Below are 17,970 nucleotides of genomic sequence, written 5' to 3'. Positions count from 1 at the left end.
TCCGACGGGCTATCCCCGGGGGCGGCGTCAGGCACAGCGATCATGTCCACAGGTCCTATTCTCCCAAACGTGGATGACGCCCGAGTTTCCGAGCTGTTCGACCCCGCCGCCTGGTCCGAGGTCGAAGGGTTCTCCTTCACCGACATCACCTACCACCGTTCGCGAGACGCCCGCTCCGGCAAACGGGTGGTCCGGATCGCTTTCGACCGTCCGGAGGTCCGCAACGCCTTCCGCCCGCACACCGTCGACGAGCTCTACCGGGCGCTCGACCACGCCCGGATGAGCGCGGACGTCGGGTGCGTCCTGCTCACCGGGAACGGCCCGTCGCCGAAGGACGGCGGCTGGGCGTTCTGCTCCGGCGGTGACCAGCGTATTCGCGGACGCTCCGGGTATCAGTACGCGAGCGGGGAGACCTCGGACACGGTCGACCCGGCGCGGGCGGGCCGGCTGCACATCCTCGAGGTGCAGCGCTTGATCCGGTTCATGCCGAAACCCGTGGTCGCCGTGGTGCCCGGCTGGGCGGCGGGCGGCGGGCATTCGCTGCACGTCGTGTGCGATCTCACCCTCGCCTCGGCCGAGCACGCGCGGTTCAAGCAGACCGACGCCGACGTCGGCTCGTTCGACGCGGGCTACGGTTCGGCGGGCCTCGCCCGGCAGGTCGGGCAGAAATTCGCGCGCGAGATCTTCTTCCTCGGCCGGGATTACACGGCCGAGCAGATGCACCGGATGGGCGCGGTCAACGAGGTCGTGCCGCACGCCGAGCTGGAGCGGGTCGCGCTCGAATGGGGCTGGACGATCATCGGCAAGTCGCCGACCGCGCAGCGGATGCTGAAGTACGCGTTCAACGCGATCGACGACGGGCTCGTCGGACAGCAGCTGTTCGCCGGAGAAACCACCCGGCTGGCGTACATGCAGGACGAGGCCGTCGAAGGCCGCGACGCGTTCCTGGAGAAGCGCGACCCGGACTGGTCCGACTACCCGTACTACTACTGAGATAGGTCGTCCCTCGTGCACGTGGTGTGGCTCGACGGCAGCGCCGACGCGCTGAACGCCCTCGACGCGGCCCTCGCGGCCGCCCTCGACGGCGGTCCGGCGGTGCTTCCGCTGAACTCCGCAGACCCGTCGGCCCCCGCGCTGCTCGAAGCGATGGCCCCCTCGCAGCCCGTCGAGCCGGATACCGCCGTGGTGATCGCCACGTCCGGGTCCACCGGGGCGCCGAAGGGCGTGCTGCTGTCGCCGCGGGCGCTGACCGCGTCCGCGACGGCCACGCACGCCCGGCTCGGCGGCCCCGGACACTGGCTGCTCGCCACGCCCGCGCACTACATCGGCGGTCTGCAGGTCCTGATCCGGGCGCGGCTGGCCGGCACGAAACCGGCGTTCCTGACCGGCACCGGCTTCCGTCCGGACGAGTTCGCCGCCGCGGCCGCACCCGTGCTGGCGGAGAACGGCCCGCGCTACACCGCGCTCGTGCCGACCCAGTTAGTCCGGCTCCTCGACGACGGCGGCGCTGGCCTAGCCGCCGCGAAGGCGTTCGACGGCATCATCCTGGGCGCTGCCGCCACCTCCCCGAAGCTGCGCGCGCAAGCGGCCGAGGAAGGCGTGCGGATCGTCCCCTCGTACGGGATGAGCGAGACCGCCAGCGGCTGCGTCTACGACGGCGTCCCGCTCGACGGCGTCCGCGTGGAGCCCGACGCAGACGAGCGCCTGTGGATCTCCGGCCCGGTCCTCTCGCACGGCTACCGTCTCGCTCCGGAACTGACCGCGGAGTCGTTCCGCGACGGCTCTTTCCGCACCTCCGACCGCGGCCGCCTGCTGCCGGACGGCCGCGTCGAGGTGCTCGGACGCGCGGACGACGTCATCAACACCGGCGGGGTCAAGGTGTCCGCCGCCGCGATCGAACGCCTCCTCGGCGCGCAGCCCGGGGTGCGGGACGCGTGCGTCGTCGGACTTCCGGATCCACAGTGGGGCGAGGCGGTGGTCGCGATGGTGGTGGCCTCCGCGGACGAGGCCACGCTGCGCGCCGCCGTCCGGGCGGAGTTGGGGGCCGCTGCTACGCCGAAACGCATCGAGTTCACCGACGAGTTGCCCCTGCGCGGGCCCGGAAAGATCGACCGCCAGGCAGTGCGGTCCCGGCTCGTTCCGTGAAGGACTCCTTGAGGGAATCTGATTCCCTCAAGGAGTCCTTCACGGCTTGCGGCCGGTCACCGAACGGGTGAAGATCGCATGGCGTTGAATGGACCCCATGGCGACAGTCAGTGAGTGGATCGAAGGCGCTCGGCCGAGGACGCTGCCGAACGCGATCGCGCCGGTCGTGGCGGGCGTCGGGGCGGCGATCGCGCTCGACGCGTTCTCCTGGTGGCGTTCGCTGCTCGCCTTGCTGGTCGCGCTGTCGCTGATCATCGGCGTGAACTTCGCCAACGACTACTCCGACGGCATCCGCGGCACCGACGAACACCGCGTCGGCCCGCTGCGTCTCGTCGGCTCCGGCGCGGCGAACCCGAAGGCCGTGCTCCGCGCCGCCCTCGCCTCCCTCGGCCTCGCCGGAGTGCTGGGCCTGACGCTCGTCGCACTGAGCGGTTACTGGTGGCTGCTCGCGATGGGCGCGCTGTGCATCCTCGGCGCGTGGTTCTACACCGGCGGCAAAAAGCCTTACGGCTACTACGGTTTGGGCGAACTGGCGGTCTTCGTGTTCTTCGGCCTGGCCGGGGTCCTCGGCACGGTCTACGTACAGGCCGGTCGCGTCAGCTGGGACGCTCTCGGCTGCGCAGTGGCCGTCGGCTCGTTCTCGATGGCGGTGCTGGTCGCGAACAACCTGCGCGACATCCCCACCGACATCGAGTCCGGCAAGCGCACCCTCGCGACCCGCATGGGCGACGGCGGCACGCGAAAGCTGTACCTGACCCTCGTGACGGTGCCGTACGCGCTCACCGTGCTGATGGGCATCTGGCACCCGCTGCTGTTCATCACCTTCGTGACCGCACCGCTGCTGCTGAAGCCGATCAAGGCCGTCGGCGGGGGCGGCAAGGGCCGGGAGCTGATCCCGGCCCTCCGCGACACCGGCATGGCGATGCTGGCGTGGGCGGTGCTGAGCGCCGTCGCCCTGGCGCTCTAGCGGCCGACCGCGATCGCCTGCCCCTCCACGAACTCCGCTGGGCTACCAGGAAGCTAGGCGTCGAACCGGCCGGTGAGCAGGAACTCGTCGAACCGCGCGCGGTACGGCGCGAGGTCGATCCCCTGCTCGGCGAGCCATTCGTCGGAGTAGTACGTGTTCGCGTACCGCTCGCCGCCGTCGCACAGCAGCGTCACCACCGAACCCGCCTGGCCTTCCGCCAGCATCCGCGAGATCAGCTGGAACGCGCCGTACAGGTTGGTCCCGGTCGAGCCGCCCGCCCAGTGCCCGGTCCGTTCGCGCAGCAAACGGATCGCGGCCAGGGAACCGGCGTCGGGCACCTGGAACATCTCGTCGATCACGCCGGGCACGAAGGACGGTTCGCAGCGCGGCCGTCCGATGCCTTCGATCCGCGACGGCATTCCGGTCGCGTAGTCCAGCGCGCCGGTTTCCCACGCGCCGTAGAACGACGAGTTTTCCGGGTCCACCACGCAGATCTTCGTGGTGTGCCGCTTGTACCGGACGTAGCGGCCGAACGTCGCGCTCGTCCCGCCGGTGCCCGCGCCGACGACGATCCACGACGGCACCGGATGGCGTTCGGCGCGCATCTGCGCGAACACCGATTCGGCGATGTTGTTGTTGCCGCGCCAGTCCGTCGCGCGCTCGGCGTAGGTGAACTGGTCGAGGTAATGCCCGTTGCACTCGGCGGCCAGCCGCTCGGCCTCCGGGTACATCGCCGGGGCCGCGTCGACGTAGTGGCATTCGCCGCCGTAGAACTCGATGAGCGCGATCTTTTCCTTGCTCGTCCGCCGCGGCACGACGGTCACGAACCGCAGGCCGAGCATCCGCGCGAAGTACGCCTCGGACACCGCCGTCGAGCCGCTGGACGCCTCGACCAGCACGGTGTCCGGGCCGATGTGGCCGTTGACCAGGCCGTACAGGATCAGCGAGCGGGCGAGCCGGTGCTTGAGCGAGCCGGTCGGATGCACCGACTCGTCCTTCAGGTAAAGGTCGATGCCCCATTCCGGCGGCAGCGGGAAGACGTGCAGGTGAGTGTCGGCGCTGCGGTTGGCGTCGGCCTCGATGATCCGGACTGCTTCGCGGACCCAGGCGCGGCTGTGCGGTTTGCTCATGCCGCGGAATCGTCGGCCGAGGTCTCGCCGCGCAGCTGCGACCGCAGCTGGGCACGAGCACGCGCGCGGGATTCGTTGCGCTTGGCCAGGCCGGCGGTCACGCGCTGGTTCAGGCCGCGCAGGAGCAGGAGGCCGAGCGGAAGGCCGACGACGAGCCCGATCAGCAAAGCGACCAGCAGCGGCACGCCGACCAGCGAAAGCACGACCGCGACCACCGCGACGAGCGCGAACCGCGCGATCAAGTACACCGTCAGGTCACGGGGAAGATTGTCCGGTGTCTCGCTCACACCGAAACAGGCTACGCCCCGCTCGCCGGGTCTTCGTCCAGGCCCGCGTTGTTGGGGCGGCCCTCGAAGCGGGTGGAGAGCACCACCGTCGTGTTGGTGCGGCCGACGCCCGGGATGCGGCGCAGCCTGCCGAGCGTGAGTTCCAGCTCGTCGACCGTCGAAACCCGCACCTTTACTACGAAGGCCTCGTCGCCCGCGACCGCGTAACAGCTCTCCACCTCGGGAAGCTCGCCGAGCGAAGCGGCGACGTCCTCGTCGGTGGCGGTGTCGGTGGGGTGGATGCCGACCAGCGCGGTGACGCCGAGCCCGACCGTGTTCGGGTCGACCATCGCGTGGTACCCGGTGATCACGCCCGCCGCCTCGAGCTTCCCGACGCGTTCGTGCACCGACGACGCGGAGAGCCCCACCGTCCGGCCGAGGTCGGCGTAGGTAGCCCGGCCGTTGGCCCGCAGCTCGGCGATGATCTTCCGGTCCAGCTGATCCACCGGCTCATTATGCGGCGCGTCCGCGCGACCGGCTCATCCCGGTAGGCCCCGGATTGTCTCCTGCGTCACAGCAACCTCGGCGCCGGACGCCGCCCAGACTCGGCCTTTGCTTGGTCTTTACCCGAATCTCGCTGCATCCGGTCGGAAAATGCCTGGTCAGCGGGGCGCGGACGGGCTCTGAGCGATCCTGAGAATCTGCTGAGTTATGTCCCTTTTGCACTTTAAGGGCTCTTTACCCAAGGACAACCGTTCGAGTACCCGACGGGTGAAGTGCCACGATTGCCGCGTTGGCCACCCGGGCGCGACGGGCGAAATCGCCCGATGCCCCCGGTATAGCAAGTTGGGCGTTAAGGAGGCGGAAAATGACCGCAACCATGGGCGGACGGTTGCTCACCCCGGGTGAGGTGGCCGCTCTGTTCCGGGTGGACCCGAAGACCGTGACCCGCTGGGCCACCGCGGGCCGGATCGGCTCGATCCGGACGCCGGGCGGACACCGCAGGTTCCGCGAGTCCGAGGTGAACGACCTTCTGGCCGAACTCACCACGGACGCGAGCGAACCGACCCGCAAGATCTGATCCGCGGGTCTCGAATACGCCGAAGGGTCGTGACTGGCAAGGGGTGCCTCCCGCATCGCTTGCCGGTCACGACCCTTCGCCGCGTCCGGGCCAAATCCCGTAAAGTGCTCCGTGAGGACGCCGCACGACCACGCTGCGAGATCGCGCTCCGCGACCACGCCGCGAGATCGCGCCGGTTTCTGGACTGAGCGATTCTACCGGCCCCAGGGCGGGCGAATCGGGAGGGAAGAAACCGGCTCCCCGGCGATCTCGCCGCGACGACGGAGTCGGCGCCATCAACACGGAAGGACCCCGGGCATGATTCCTTTGCTCGCAGCGGTGGGCGCGATCACCATCGCCGTTCTGTTGTGGCGGGCGCTGGGGGCACAGCGGATCAGCGTCCCGCAGCGTCGCCCGGCCGTCGCTCCTGACGACGATCCCGAATTCCTGCGCAAGCTCGCCGAACAGCAGCGCAATCGCCGCCCGGACGACACCGAGTCCTGAGACCCGAGGCTCGCCACCGGCGCCGCAACCACCACCCGAGATCGCGCCGGTTTCTGGACTGAGCGATTCGACCGGCCCCCAGGCCGGGCGAATCGGGAGGGAAGAAACCGGCTTCTCGGCGCCGCGGCGGAGCCGGGGCAATCAAGCCCTGCCGTTGAACCCGTCCGCCACGGTCGCGGCCAGTTCCAGCAGCGCTAGCCGAGTGTCCCCGCCAAGGCGCTCCAGCTCGATCTCCGCGCCCTCTTCCAGGTGCGCGTCGAACGGGATCCGGCACACCGAACGCACCTTCGCGCCGAAGTGCGCGGCCAGCTTGTCCAGGTCGACCGAGCTGCCCTTCGGGCGCACCGAGTTGATCACCACGACCGAGCGTTTCACCAGGTCGCCGTAGCCGTGTGCCTCGAGCCAGTCCAGCGTCGCCGAGGCGCTGCGGGCTCCGTCGACCGAACCGGAGGACACGACCACCAGCGAGTCGGCGACGTCGAGGACGCCCTTCATCGCCGAGTGCATCAAACCGGTGCCGCAGTCGGTGAGCACGATGTTGTAGAAGTGCTCCAGCAGGTTCACCGTGCGCCGGTAGTCGTTCTCGGAGAACGCCTCCGACACCGCCGGATCCTGTTCGCTGGCCAGGATTTCCAAGCGGCTCGACCCCTGCGACGTGTACGACCGGACGTCGCTGTAGCGCGTGATCTTGTCCGCGTCCCGCAGCAGGTGCCGCACGGTCGCGGTGGTCTCGATGGCGATCTTCTGCGACAGCGTCCCGCGGTCCGGGTTCGCGTCCACCGCCACCACGCGGTCGCCGCGCAGGGACGCGAAGGTCGCGCCGAGCGTGGTCGTGGTCGTGGTCTTGCCGACGCCGCCCTTGAGGCTCAGCATCGCGATCTTGTAGCACCCGCGCAGCGGCTGGTTGACCCGCGCGATCAGCTCGCGCCGACGCGTGTCCGCGGGGCTCTCCCCCGGGTTGATCAGCTTGCCGCTGCCCAGGTACACCGCCTTGCGCCAGCCGGACTGCGGCGTGCGCTTCTGCTGCTTCACCAGGTGCGCGGTGGCCAGCTCGTCCGCGCTGGACGCGGGCTGCGGCAGCCCCTGGGCCGCGGCCGGAGCGCCCGGCACGCCCGGCGGAGGCACGGGCTGCTGGTACCCGGGCGGCGCGGCGTGCTGCGGCTGGTGCGGCTGCGCGGGCGGCTGCAACGGCGGCAGGTTCTGGTCGTAGTGCGGCTGGTAGCCGCCTGGCTGCGGCAGCGGCTGGTACGCCCCCGGCGGCGGCGGGTCGACGACCTGCGTCGGCTGCGCGTCGTACGGCCCGGTGCCGGGGTGCGGCGTCGAGTCGGTGCGTTCCTCGGAGAACATGGCAGCCGGTTCCTGGGCCTGCTCGGACTGCTGTTCGCCGGCAGTCTCTTCACTGGGTCCGGTCACCGTTGCCAACCTCCCGGGTACGTCGAAGGGCCCCTGCCGACGACGGTAGTCGCCCGAGGCCCAGTCCGGGCGGTGGACCCCCGGCTCAGCCCACTCCGGCGTAGGAATGCAGTCCGGCGGTCACCAGGTTGACGAAGAACAGGTTGAAGATCGTCACCGAGAACCCGACGATGTTGATCACCGCGGCCCGCGTCCCGCGCCAGCCCGCGGTGGCCCGCGAGTGCAGGTACGCCGCGTAAACGACCCACGCGATGAACGCGACGGTCTCCTTCGGGTCCCAGCCCCAGAACCGGCCCCACGCCGCCTCGGCCCACACCGCGCCGCACAGCACGCCGAAGGTGAAGATCGGGAACGCCACGATCGTGGCCCGGTAGGCGATGCGGTCGAGCACGTCGGCGGCGGGCAGCTTCGGGCCGAAGCCGGCGAACTTGGCCGGGTTGCGGTCGTGCGCGGTGCGGAAGAGGTACAGCACGCTCGCCACGCCCGGCACCAGGAACACGCCGGAACCGATGATCGCGGCGGACACGTGGATCACGAGCCAGTACGACTGCAGCGCGGGCACGACCGGCGCGGCCACCGTGTACAGCATCGTGCCGTTGATGAACATGAGGATCACGACGGGCAGCAGCAGGAAGCCGGTGAGGTGGCGGACCGGGAACTTCTTGATCACCACGAGCCACGCGACGACGGTGATGAAGGTGACCGCCATGCCGTACTCGTACATGTTGCCCCACGGCGCGCGGTGCACCGCGAGTCCGCGCAGCACGATCGCCGACAGCTGCAGCAGGGCTCCCAGCACGAGCAGCGCCGCGCCCATCCGGCCGATCCGCTCCGCGCGGCCGACCGCACGCGGTGCTTCGGGCTCGACCGGAGCGTCGCCATCTTCGATGCTGGCGTCGTTGGCGTCGGGTCCGCCCGCGCCGACCAGCACGCGCTGGCGGCTGCGCTCGGCGGCGAGCCGGCCCTTGGCCCCGAACGCCTGCTCGAAGAGCGTGAACAGCAGCGCCAGCACGTAAATCGCCACTGTCGTCGTGTACAGCAGGTCGCTGTACTGCGAGAGACTCTCGTTGATTTCCATGCCTCAGCTGCCCTTCCGGCCCGTGACCAGCCGTTCGCTGATCCGCTGGAATTCCTCGCCGTATCCGGCTTGATCCGTGCGCGCGAGCCCCGCCACCTCGATCACGGTACTCGCGCCCCCGTCCTTGCCCGGCCGCACCCGCACCCAGACGCGACGCCGCTTGACCAGCAACGACGCCCCGAGTCCGGCGAACATCACGATCGCGAAGCCGAGCACGTAACCCTGCGTCGGATCGTGCGAGATCTGCAGGTTGACCCATTTGTTGACGCCGTCGAACCGCACCTTCGTGCCGTCGTCGAGCGTCAGTTCCTGGCCGACCGCGAGGTTCTTGCGGGCGACCCGCTTGAGCCTGCCGTCCTGGACGCGGGACTGGTCGACCGAGAACACCGACTGGCCGCGGCCCGCGTCGAGACCGAGGTCGCCGCGCAGCACGTCGACCGCGACCATCGGGTTGTTCAGCTGCGGCGCGGTCGAGGTGAGCACGCCGCCGTGGATGAACGACGACGGCGCGAAGAGGCCGGTGATCGCGAGCTGCTTCGTGCGCCGCTGGATCTCGTCGGTGACGCCGGGCTGGTCGAACTTCGTCGCGCCCTCGGACAGCATCGTCGCCGGGTTGCTGAACATCCACTGGGTGTTCTGGGTGCGCTTCTCGCCGTTCGGGAAGGTCACCGTGAACTGCGGCGAATAACCGTTGCCCAGCAGGTAAACCCGGTCGCCGACGGTGCGCAGCGGCTCGTTGACCTCGAGGTCGTACGGCTTCCACGTGCCGGTCTGCAGGTCCGCGCCGGACTGGTACTCGATGTGCGAGTGGTAGTAGTCGGCCTGGTTCGTGGCGGTGTAGCGGGCGGTGAAGTCGTTGACCTTCACGCAGAACGGGTCGAGGTCGGTGCCGTCGACCCGCAGGCCCGCCTCGAACGAGTCGTAGTTGTAGATGCCCGAATTGCAGAACTGGCCGCCGTTGGCCTGCACGATGACCTGGCCCTCGTAGCTGTAGAGCTTGCCGAGGGCGAAGAAGACGATCAGACCGAGCATGCCGAAGTGGAAGAGCAGGTTGCCGGTCTCGCGCAGGTAGCCGCGTTCGGCCGAGACGCTGAATCCGCCGCCTTCTTCCTCGCGCTCGATGCGCCGCCAGCCGGACAGCTGCTTGCGCACGTCCTCGCGGATCGTCTCCGGCGTACGCGCGGTGCGGGCGATCCGGTGGTGCGGCATGCGCGCGAGGTTGCGCGGCGTCAGCACCGGCTTCGCCCGCATCTGCTTGAGGTACTCGAAGCTGCGCGGCGTGAGACAGCCGATCAGCGAGATCATCAGCAGGATGTAGATCGCGGAGAACCAGACGCTGGAGTAGACGTCGTAGAACTCCAGCTTGTCGAGCAGCGAACCCCACCAGCCGTGCGCGCTGATGTACTCGTCGACCTTCGGCGCGTTCAGCCGCCGCTGCGGCAGCAGCGCGCCGGGCAGCGCGGCGAGCGCCAGCAGGAACAGCAGCACCAGCGCGGTGCGCATGGACGTCAGGCCGCGCCAGGTGTTGCGCAGGAAAGCCAGGAACTGCTTGGCCGCGGACGGCCGGTACGGCTGAGGGTTCTTCGGGGGCGCTTCGGTAGTGGTCACAACGGCAGCTCGAGATCGGAGGCGACGGAGTTGCGGAGCCAGCCCATGACGTCTCCCCAGAGCCCGGTGACCAGCAGGAGGCCGACCACCATCAGCAGCGCCCCGCCGAAAATCTGCACGCGGCGGCCGTTGCGGCGGAGCCAGTCGGTGGCGCGCACGGCCCAGCGGGTGCCGAGCGCGATCAGCAGGAACGGGACGCCGAGACCGAGGCAGTAGACGAGCACCAGCACGTACCCGCGGACCGCGGCCCCGCCGGTGGCGCTGGCGAGGCTGGTGACGGCCGAGAGCGTCGGCCCGATGCACGGTGTCCAGCCGAGTCCGAAGACCGCGCCGAGCACCGGAGCGCCCCACAGCCCGCCGCCGGGCACGTGGTGCGAGCGGACCTCGCGCTGCAGCCCGGGAATCCAGCCGAGGAAGACCAGGCTCATGAGGATGGTGAGGATGCCGCCGACGCGCTGCAGCAGATCCTGGTTGACCAGCAAGGTGTTCGCGAGCCAGACCAGCGTGCCCATGGTCGCGACGAACACCACGGTGAACCCGAGCACGAACAGCCCCGCCGCGCCGAGCACGGCGTAGCGGCCCTTCTTGCGTTCCTCGCCGTCGCGCACCGCCGGGGCGTCTGCGCCGACGAGAGCCGCGAGGTAGGCGAGGTACCCGGGCACGAGCGGCACGACGCACGGCGACGCGAACGAGATGGCCCCGGCCACCAGCGCGACACCCGCGGCGAGCAGCAGCGGCCCGGAGAGCGCCAGCTCGGACACGGAGTTCACGCACTTGAGAGTAGGCAGTGAGCTGGACGTGAGGCGGGCGGGTCCCGCTCACAGGACCTACGCCACAGCGGGGCCGGGACCTAGGTCCCGCCGCTGTGGACGCGCGGGGCAGCTGGGCGGTCCGTGAGGGGAACCCTGAGGGACTCAGAGTCCGTGAAGGTGGCCCTCACGGACTCGGCAGCGGGGCGAAGCGCGGCCAGGCTACTTCTCCGCGCTGAGCCGCTGCACCACCGGAACCAGGTCGGAAGCCAGCACCTGCCGCAGGAACACCGCCGCCACGCGATGCTGCTTGTCCAGCACCAGCGTCGACGGGATGATGTTGCGCGGGTATCCGGCCAGCTGCAGCAGCACGCGTCCGGACGGGTCCCAGATCGACGGGTAGGTCAGGCCGCGGTCGCGCACGAAGTCCTGGGCCACCTGGCGGGCCGGGTCGCGGACGTCGAGCCCGATCACCTGGGCGCCGAGCGGGGCGATCTGCTTGCTCGCCGTCTCCAGCTCGGGAGCTTCGGCGCGGCACGGGCCGCACCACTGGCCCCACAGGTTGATCACCAGCGCCTTGCCCGGGAAGTCCTCGATCGAGAGCTGTTTGCCCTCGTGCATCAGGTCGTCGCCGGCCAGCGTCGGAGCCTTCTGGCGCTCGTTCACCGGATACGTGATGTCGACCTTGCCGCCGGGCGAGACGAAGGTGAAGGTGCCGCCCGAGACGACCGCGTCCTTGCCGGTCGAGCAGCCCGTCACGACCAGCGCGGCGGCCGTCAGCACCCCGAGCAGCCGCCGTTTCATGCGCCGGTCACCTTGGGGTCGGTGGTGCCCGCGGGTTCGCTGTAGACGATCTCCAGCAGCTCTTCGCCGTCGAACACGAGACTGGTGAGCGACGCCAGCGAGCACTGTCGCTGCCGCGGGTCGTGCCACAGCCGCTTCGCTTCGAGGAACCGGCGAAGCGTCCAGATCGGCAGCTGGTGCGAGACGCACAGCGCTTCGCGTCCTTCGGCCTTTACGCGCGCACGGTGGACCGCGCCGAGCATGCGGTGCGCGATCTCGACGTACGGCTCGCCCCACGACGGCTTGAACGGGTTCACCAGGTGCGGCCACGCTTTCGGCTGCCGCAGCGCACCGTCGCCCACGGCCACGCGCTGGCCCTCGAAGACGTTCGCCGCTTCGATGAGACCTTCGTCCGTAGCGATGTCGAGACGGTGCGCGCCCGCGATAGGCGCCGCGGTCTCTTGCGCGCGCTGAAGCGGCGAAGCGACGACGTACGCGAGGTCGTGCCCAGCCACCGCTTCGGCGACGGTGAGCGCCTGACGCTGCCCGCGCTCCGACAGCCGGAAGTTCGGCAGCCGCCCGTAGAGGATCTTCTCCGGGTTGTGGACTTCACCGTGCCGCAGCATGTGCACAACGGTGGTCATGGGCGAACCGCCTCAGCCGCCGCGCGCGCTGCTGCGGGCAACGCGGCTTCGATGACGGCGAACGCTTCGTCGTCCATCGCCGCGTTCACGAACCACGCTTCGTACGCGCTCGGCGGCGGGTAGACGCCCGCTTCGAGCAGCGCGTGGAAGAACGCCGGGAAGCGCCACGTCTCGGTGGCCTGCGCGTCCGCGTAGTTGCGTACGGGCTTGTCGGTGAAGAAAACGCTCACCAGGTTGCCCGCGAACTGCACAGTGTGCGTGACACCTGCTTCGCTGAGCGCCTTGTCGAAAAGCCCGCCGAGACGCTTCGCGTTGGCGTCGAGCTTCGCGTACACAGCGTCGTCGGCTTCGCGCAGCGCGGTAAGCCCCGCGGCGACCGCCACCGGGTTACCGGACAGCGTGCCCGCCTGGTAGACGGGACCGCCGGGCGCGAGCTTCGCCATGATGTCCGCGCGCCCGCCGAACGCCGCGGCGGGCAGCCCGCCGGACATCACCTTGCCGAACGTGTACAGGTCTCCAGCCACGCCTTCGAGGCCGAACCAGCCGGATCGCGAAACGCGGAAGCCGGTCATCACCTCGTCCATGATCAGCAGCGCGCCGTTTTCGTGCGCGAGGTCCCGCAGCGCGGCGTTGAAGCCGGGATCCGGCGGCACCGCACCCATGTTGCCCGCAGCCGCTTCGGTGATCACCGCGGCGATCTGGCCCTCGTTCTCCGCGAAAGACTTCCGGAGCGCGTCAAGATCGTTGTACGGCAAGACAATCGTGTCCGCGGCCTGCGCGCCGGTGACGCCCGGCGAAGTCGGCAGGCCGAGCGTCGCGACCCCGGAACCGGCTTCGGCGAGCAGCGCGTCGACGTGGCCGTGGTAGCAGCCGGCGAACTTGACGATTTTGGCGCGACCGGTGAATCCGCGAGCCAGCCGGATGGCGCTCATCGTCGCTTCGGTGCCGGAGTTGACCAGCCGGACCTGCTCGACCGGACCGACCCGGCCGATGATCTCCTCGGCCAGTTCGACCTCGCCGATCGTCGGCGTGCCGAAGGAAAGCCCGTGCTCGGCGGCCGCGCGGGCGGCGGCCACGACCTTGGGATGCGCGTGCCCGAGGATCATCGGGCCCCACGAGGAGACCAGGTCGACGTAGCGGTTGCCGTCGGCGTCCCACAGATACGGGCCCTCGCCGCGGACCATGAACCGCGGCGTGCCGCCGACCGAGTTGAAGGCGCGCACCGGCGAGTTCACCCCGCCCGGAACGGCTGCCTTGGCGCGTGCGAACCATGCTTTGGACTGCTCGGTGCCAGTGCTCACCGTCCCAGTCTTGCAAATCCTCCGTTCGGGTGTCGGCGGCGCCCAAGCTGCCACCCGTTTGCCACCCGGCACATCGGCCGCGCCGCTCCTAAGATGGGCGCGCATGGACGGGGCGAGCCATGGAGGAAACGTGACGGCGCCCACACATCGGCGGAATCCGTGGCTGATGCTCGCGGTGTTCGTCGGGCTGGTCGGCGTCATCGCGCTGGTCGGAGCGCTGGCCGCGACGACCGCGCCGGATGCCTACAGCCGGTACGTGCTGCCCGAGTGGGCCCCGCCCTCGTCCCTGTTCAGTCCGGTGTGGACGGTCCTGTACCTCGTGCTCGCCGTCGCCGGCTGGACTTATTGGCGCACCGACGGCGAGAACCAGGGCTTCGCCGCGTACGGCATCGGCCTGCTGTTCAACCTGATGTGGATCTCGCTGTTCTTCGCGGGCGGCTCCACGCAGGTCGCGTGCGTGGACATCGTGCTGCTCGATTTCACCGTCATCGTCACGATCGCGCTCTTCTACCGCCGGTCCCGCGTCGCCGCGCTGCTGCTCGTGCCGTATCTGGCGTGGCTGCTCTACACGACCGCGCTGAACGTCGCGATCATCGCGCTCAACGACGTGCCCTAACGGCCCGGCTGCGCCACGATCGCCTGCGCGGCCACCGAACCGTCCGATCCGGTGCGGCCCTGGACGGTCACCGTCTGTCCCGGTTTGAGGTCGCTGAGCTTGCCCGGCTGGGTCACGCCGACCGTCGTACTGTCCGAAGTGGACACGGTGACTTCGCTGCCCTGCACGGTCTTCAGCGTGACCGTGCTGCCGTCCACCTTCTCCACGGTCCCGACCGTCCCGCGGCCGCCCGCCGTTCGGCCGCCGAATCCCGGTTGTCCGTCCGGGGAAGCAGAACGGGCGTTGGAAGTACTGCTCGACGGGCCGAACGCCGCGTGCGTCCACGCGCCGCCGGCGAACGCGAGCGCCAGCACGAGCAGCCCGGCGAGCACGAGCGTCGGCTTGCCGAACGGCCGCGCGACCTGCTTCAGCTCGGCGGTGAGATCGCCCTGGACGGCGGGTTCGGCGATGAGCTCTTCCGGACGGGCGGGCTCCTCCGGCGGGGTCGGAATGGGCTGGGTGGTCGACGCGGACATGACGCTCCTACTCGTGCCGGAGGGCGTCGATCGGCCGCAGCCGCGAAGCCCGGTTCGCCGGGAAACTGCCGAAGAAAAGCCCGATCAGCGCGGACACCGCGAACGCGAGCGCGATCGACGACGGCACCACGACCGGCTGGATGCCCGCGACGGCGAACCGGCTGCCGACCACGCCGATCAGCACGCCGAGCAGTCCGCCGAACAGGCTCAGCATGGTCGCCTCGGCGAGGAACTGGCCGAGGATCGCCGAGCGCGGCGCGCCGATCGCCTTGCGGATGCCGATTTCGCGGATCCGCTCGGTGACCGTGACGAGCATGATGTTCGTGACGCCGATCCCGCCGACCAGCAGCGAGATCGCCGCGACCGCGCCGAGCAGCACGGTGAACGTCTGGATCGCCGACGTGCGGGTCTGCAGCAGCTGCGCGGAGTTCTGGATCTGGAAGTCCGGATTGGCCGAGGCCGGAATGCCGTGCCGGGCGTCGAGGATCGCGGTGACCTCGGCTTGGGCGAGCCCGATCGAATCGGCGTTGGCCGCCTGCACGGCGATCTGGTTCAGCCCGCCGTAGCCGGCGAGCGAGTTCTGCACCGCGCTGATCGGGGCGATCGCGACGTCGTCGGCGTTCTGCAGCCCGGTGCTGCCCTTCGTCTGCAGCACGCCGATCACGGTGAACTGGATGCTGTTGATCAGCACGTTCTTGCCGACCGGTTCGCTCGCGCCGAAGATCGACTGGGCGGTCGTCGGCCCGAGCACCACGACCTTGCGCGCCTGCGTCACGTCCTCGGCGCTGAACAGCTGACCGTCGGCGATCTGGCGGTTCGTGGTGGTGAAGTAGCTGGGTTCGGTGCCCACGACGCTCGACACGTCGTAGGAGGTCTGCCCGTACGTCGCGGTCCCGCTGGTGTTCACCACCGGAGCCGCCGCCTTGACGTCCGGCGCGCCCACCGGGTCGACCAGCGCGTGCGCGTCCTGCACGGTGAGCGGCCGGACCTGGCTGGTCTGCCCGCCACCGCGGAGCGGCGTCACGTTGACCACGTCGGTGCCGAGCCCCTGGATGCTCGCGGTGATCGCCGCCGAAGCCCCGTTTCCCACTGCCACCAACAAGATCACCGATGCGACGCCGATGGTGATGCCGAGCGTGGTGAGCACCGAACGCAGTTTGTTCGAGGCGAGTCCGCGCACCGCGAACCGCATGATCTCGACGAAGTTCACGCGACCACCCCGGTGCGCGCCTCGTCGGACACGATCCGCCCGTCGCTGACCCGCACGACACGGTGCGCGTGCTGTGCGACCTCGTCCTCGTGCGTGATCACCACGACCGTGCGGCCGAGTGCGTTGAGCCGGTCGAAGACGCCGAGGACGTCGACAGTGCTTGCGTGGTCGAGGTTTCCGGTCGGTTCGTCGGCGAGCAGCAACGCCGGTCCGCCCACGAGTGCCCGCGCTACCGCGACGCGCTGCTGCTGTCCGCCGGACAGTTCGTTCGGCAGGTGCTTGGCCCGATCGGTCAGCCCGACCATCTCCAGCGCGGCCAGCGCGCGCCGGCGGCGCTCCCCGCGCTTGAGTCCGCTGTAGACCAGCGGCAATTCCACATTGGACAACGCGCTGGTGCGGGGCACGAGGTTGAACGACTGGAAAATGAAGCCGATCTTTCGGTTGCGCAGCAAGGCAAGCTGACGTTCATTGAGATCGGCGACCGAGAATCCGTCCAGCAGGTACCGGCCGGAGGTCGGCGTGTCGAGGCAGCCGAGCATGTTCAGCAGGGTCGATTTCCCGGAGCCGGACGCGCCCATGATCGCCACGTACTCGCCCGGCCACACCTGCAGGTCGACCCCGCGCAGCGCGTGCACCGCCGTTTCCCCGCTGCCGTAGGTCTTGCGCAGTCCGGAGACCGCGATCACCGGCTTCATCCCCGGCCCCCGCCGCCGATGCCGCCCTGGCGTCCGCCGCCGAATCCGCCTTGCTGGCCGCCGAACCCGCCCAGACCGCCGGTGCCGCCGGACCGCTGCTGCCCGTTGGATCCGCTCGACGTCGTCGGCGACGCGGCGGTGAGCACCACGCTGTCGCCTTCGTTGAGCCCGGACTTGATCTCCACAGTGGACTCTCCGCGCACGCCGACCTCGACCTGCCGCGAAACCTGCTGTCCGTTCTGCTCCACGGTGACCACGTTCGTCGTTCCGCTGGTTCGGACGGCCGCGGCCGGAACGCTCAGCACGCCATCGGCTTCCGCGACCGTGATGACGACGCTCGCCGACTGTCCGGGACGCAGTCCCGTCGGCGGATTCGTCAACGCCAGCTTCGCGCCGTAACTGACGACATTGCTGCTCGTGGTCGGCGTGAGGTCAATGCTGGAAACGGTCGCCTGCAACGGTTGATCCGGCGTCGCGTTCAGCGTGACCGTGGCTTTCTGACCGGTTTTGACCTTGCTCACGTCAATTTCCGCCACCGAGGTATTGACGACGAGACTGCCCATGTCGGTGATGTCGATAAAGCCCGTGCTGCTACTGCTGCTGGACGACGACTGCTGTCCGGACTGACCGCCGGAACCGGATCCGGAATTGGCCGAGGACGCGCCCGCCGAACTGTTGCTGGAACCGCTGCCCGTTTGCTGCCCGACTGTCCCGTTAATCGCGGTAACCGTGCCTGCGCCCGGCGCGGTCAACGTGGTCGCGGCGAGCGCCGTTTCCGCGTTGTCGACGTCCAGCTGCGCTTGATCCACTTTGGCCTGGAGCGACGCGGTGCTGCTCTGCGCCTGGGCCGCGGTCTGGTTCGCGGGCGGGTTGTCCTCCGCCGTCGTCAGGTTGTCCTCGGCGACCGCGAGGTTGGCCTTCGCGACCTGAAGTTGTTTGCTGGCCTGGGAAGAGTCGATCGTGGCGAGCTTCTGCCCGGCGCTCACGACGTCGCCGACCTTCACGTCGATGCTCGTAACCTTGCCGGACGTCGTGAAGTTCGCGACGCCGGTGTACGTGCTCGCGATCGTGCCCGCCGCCGAAACGGTCTGGGAAACGTTCGCGCGCCGGACCGGCGTCGTGCGGGTTTGCGCCTGCGCGGTGGAACTGCTCGGGGAAAAGGCCTGATAAATCCCGAAAGCCGCGCCGCCGAGCAGCACGACAAGGACTCCGTTGATCACCCAGGTTCGTGTGCGCAGCCGCGTCATGGGCGCAAGACTGCGGGGCCTGGTTAGCAGTCAGCTGTT

The 17,970-nt window shown here is 69.6% G+C and carries 20 protein-coding genes; 6 read left to right on the top strand and 14 right to left on the bottom strand.

What is annotated here, in order from left to right; translation table 11 throughout:
• Nucleotides 1-69: 69 nt before the first annotated feature.
• From SSMG_RS01245 to SSMG_RS01235, 3 genes are all read left to right on the top strand, one after another.
• A complete protein-coding gene (locus SSMG_RS01245) occupies nucleotides 70-993 on the top strand; it encodes a 1,4-dihydroxy-2-naphthoyl-CoA synthase (RefSeq protein ID WP_009072022.1) in 924 nt (307 codons plus the stop codon).
• 15 nt (nucleotides 994-1,008) lie between these two features.
• A complete protein-coding gene (gene menE / locus SSMG_RS01240; protein ID WP_009072020.1) occupies nucleotides 1,009-2,145 on the top strand; it encodes an o-succinylbenzoate--CoA ligase in 1,137 nt (378 codons plus the stop codon).
• A gap of 97 nt (nucleotides 2,146-2,242) precedes the next feature.
• Complete coding sequence (locus SSMG_RS01235) at nucleotides 2,243-3,112, top strand: 1,4-dihydroxy-2-naphthoate polyprenyltransferase (RefSeq protein ID WP_037712188.1); 870 nt, start codon at nucleotides 2,243-2,245, stop codon at nucleotides 3,110-3,112.
• Nucleotides 3,113-3,165: 53 nt separating this feature from the next.
• On the opposite strand, the gene SSMG_RS01230 is transcribed toward SSMG_RS01235, so the two are convergent.
• The 3 genes from SSMG_RS01230 to SSMG_RS01220 are packed head-to-tail and all read right to left on the bottom strand — an operon-like array spanning nucleotide 3,166 to nucleotide 5,014.
• The gene (locus tag SSMG_RS01230; RefSeq protein WP_009072016.1) at nucleotides 3,166-4,242 is read right to left on the bottom strand and encodes a PLP-dependent cysteine synthase family protein; all 1,077 of its coding nucleotides are present in this window, start codon (nucleotides 4,240-4,242) and stop codon (nucleotides 3,166-3,168) included.
• Entirely contained in the window at nucleotides 4,239-4,529 is a 291-nt protein-coding gene (locus SSMG_RS01225) for a DUF4229 domain-containing protein (protein WP_009072014.1), read from the bottom strand. Before SSMG_RS01225 ends, SSMG_RS01230 begins: the two co-directional genes overlap by 4 nt.
• 11 nt (nucleotides 4,530-4,540) lie before the next feature.
• A complete protein-coding gene (locus tag SSMG_RS01220) occupies nucleotides 4,541-5,014 on the bottom strand; it encodes an Lrp/AsnC family transcriptional regulator (RefSeq protein WP_009072012.1) in 474 nt (157 codons plus the stop codon).
• 362 nt (nucleotides 5,015-5,376) lie between these two features.
• On the opposite strand from SSMG_RS01220, the gene SSMG_RS01215 reads away from it, so the two are divergent.
• Nucleotides 5,377-5,589 carry a BldC family transcriptional regulator gene (locus SSMG_RS01215; RefSeq protein WP_009072010.1) on the top strand — a complete coding sequence of 71 codons (213 nt, stop codon included), beginning with the start codon at nucleotides 5,377-5,379 and terminating at the stop codon, nucleotides 5,587-5,589.
• Between the two features lie 297 nt (nucleotides 5,590-5,886).
• The gene (locus SSMG_RS01210) at nucleotides 5,887-6,072 is read left to right on the top strand and encodes a hypothetical protein (protein ID WP_009072008.1); all 186 of its coding nucleotides are present in this window, start codon (nucleotides 5,887-5,889) and stop codon (nucleotides 6,070-6,072) included.
• Nucleotides 6,073-6,213: 141 nt separating this feature from the next.
• On the opposite strand, the gene SSMG_RS01205 is transcribed toward SSMG_RS01210, so the two are convergent.
• The 7 genes from SSMG_RS01205 to hemL all read right to left on the bottom strand — a co-directional run bounded on the left by SSMG_RS01205 (nucleotide 6,214) and on the right by hemL (nucleotide 13,648).
• Nucleotides 6,214-7,485 carry a MinD/ParA family protein gene (locus tag SSMG_RS01205; RefSeq protein WP_037712186.1) on the bottom strand — a complete coding sequence of 424 codons (1,272 nt, stop codon included), beginning with the start codon at nucleotides 7,483-7,485 and terminating at the stop codon, nucleotides 6,214-6,216.
• A gap of 85 nt (nucleotides 7,486-7,570) precedes the next feature.
• Nucleotides 7,571-8,563, bottom strand: a complete 993-nt coding sequence (gene ccsB, locus SSMG_RS01200; RefSeq protein ID WP_009072004.1) for a c-type cytochrome biogenesis protein CcsB — start codon at nucleotides 8,561-8,563, stop codon at nucleotides 7,571-7,573.
• A gap of 3 nt (nucleotides 8,564-8,566) precedes the next feature.
• Entirely contained in the window at nucleotides 8,567-10,171 is a 1,605-nt protein-coding gene (locus SSMG_RS01195) for a cytochrome c biogenesis protein ResB (protein WP_037712184.1), read from the bottom strand.
• Entirely contained in the window at nucleotides 10,168-10,941 is a 774-nt protein-coding gene (locus SSMG_RS01190; protein ID WP_009072001.1) for a cytochrome c biogenesis CcdA family protein, read from the bottom strand. Before SSMG_RS01190 ends, SSMG_RS01195 begins: the two co-directional genes overlap by 4 nt.
• A gap of 201 nt (nucleotides 10,942-11,142) precedes the next feature.
• On the bottom strand, nucleotides 11,143-11,724 hold the full coding sequence (locus SSMG_RS01185; RefSeq protein ID WP_009071999.1) for a TlpA disulfide reductase family protein: 582 nt from the start codon (nucleotides 11,722-11,724) through the stop codon (nucleotides 11,143-11,145).
• Nucleotides 11,721-12,347 carry a histidine phosphatase family protein gene (locus SSMG_RS01180; protein WP_009071997.1) on the bottom strand — a complete coding sequence of 209 codons (627 nt, stop codon included), beginning with the start codon at nucleotides 12,345-12,347 and terminating at the stop codon, nucleotides 11,721-11,723. The genes SSMG_RS01185 and SSMG_RS01180 overlap by 4 nt, the downstream gene beginning before the upstream one ends.
• The gene (gene hemL, locus SSMG_RS01175; RefSeq protein WP_009071995.1) at nucleotides 12,344-13,648 is read right to left on the bottom strand and encodes a glutamate-1-semialdehyde 2,1-aminomutase; all 1,305 of its coding nucleotides are present in this window, start codon (nucleotides 13,646-13,648) and stop codon (nucleotides 12,344-12,346) included. The genes SSMG_RS01180 and hemL overlap by 4 nt, the downstream gene beginning before the upstream one ends.
• A 130-nt stretch (nucleotides 13,649-13,778) precedes the next feature.
• Here hemL and SSMG_RS01170 point away from each other — a divergent pair, with 130 nt between their 5' ends.
• Entirely contained in the window at nucleotides 13,779-14,264 is a 486-nt protein-coding gene (locus SSMG_RS01170; protein WP_199785747.1) for a TspO/MBR family protein, read from the top strand.
• Here the strand turns inward: SSMG_RS01170 and SSMG_RS01165 are convergent.
• From SSMG_RS01165 to SSMG_RS01150, 4 genes are read right to left on the bottom strand one after another with little or no spacing between them, the layout of a single operon-like run.
• Entirely contained in the window at nucleotides 14,261-14,779 is a 519-nt protein-coding gene (locus SSMG_RS01165) for a DUF5666 domain-containing protein (protein ID WP_009071992.1), read from the bottom strand. The two genes, SSMG_RS01170 and SSMG_RS01165, sit on opposite strands and share 4 nt — an antisense overlap.
• Before the next feature lie 7 nt (nucleotides 14,780-14,786).
• Nucleotides 14,787-15,989 (bottom strand): ABC transporter permease, encoded by a 1,203-nt coding sequence (locus SSMG_RS01160; RefSeq protein WP_009071990.1) that lies wholly within the window; start codon nucleotides 15,987-15,989, stop codon nucleotides 14,787-14,789.
• Entirely contained in the window at nucleotides 15,986-16,684 is a 699-nt protein-coding gene (locus SSMG_RS01155; protein WP_009071988.1) for an ABC transporter ATP-binding protein, read from the bottom strand. Before SSMG_RS01155 ends, SSMG_RS01160 begins: the two co-directional genes overlap by 4 nt.
• Nucleotides 16,681-17,931, bottom strand: coding sequence for an efflux RND transporter periplasmic adaptor subunit (locus SSMG_RS01150; RefSeq protein ID WP_009071986.1), 1,251 nt, complete (start codon nucleotides 17,929-17,931; stop codon nucleotides 16,681-16,683). Before SSMG_RS01150 ends, SSMG_RS01155 begins: the two co-directional genes overlap by 4 nt.
• Nucleotides 17,932-17,970 lie beyond the last annotated feature (39 nt).

This window comes from Streptomyces sp. AA4, assembly GCF_000158875.1.
Taxonomy (GTDB): Bacteria; Actinomycetota; Actinomycetes; order Mycobacteriales; family Pseudonocardiaceae; genus Amycolatopsis.
The sequence above is the reverse complement of the archived record's forward strand: the minus strand, read 5'-3'. Positions and strand labels throughout refer to the sequence as shown.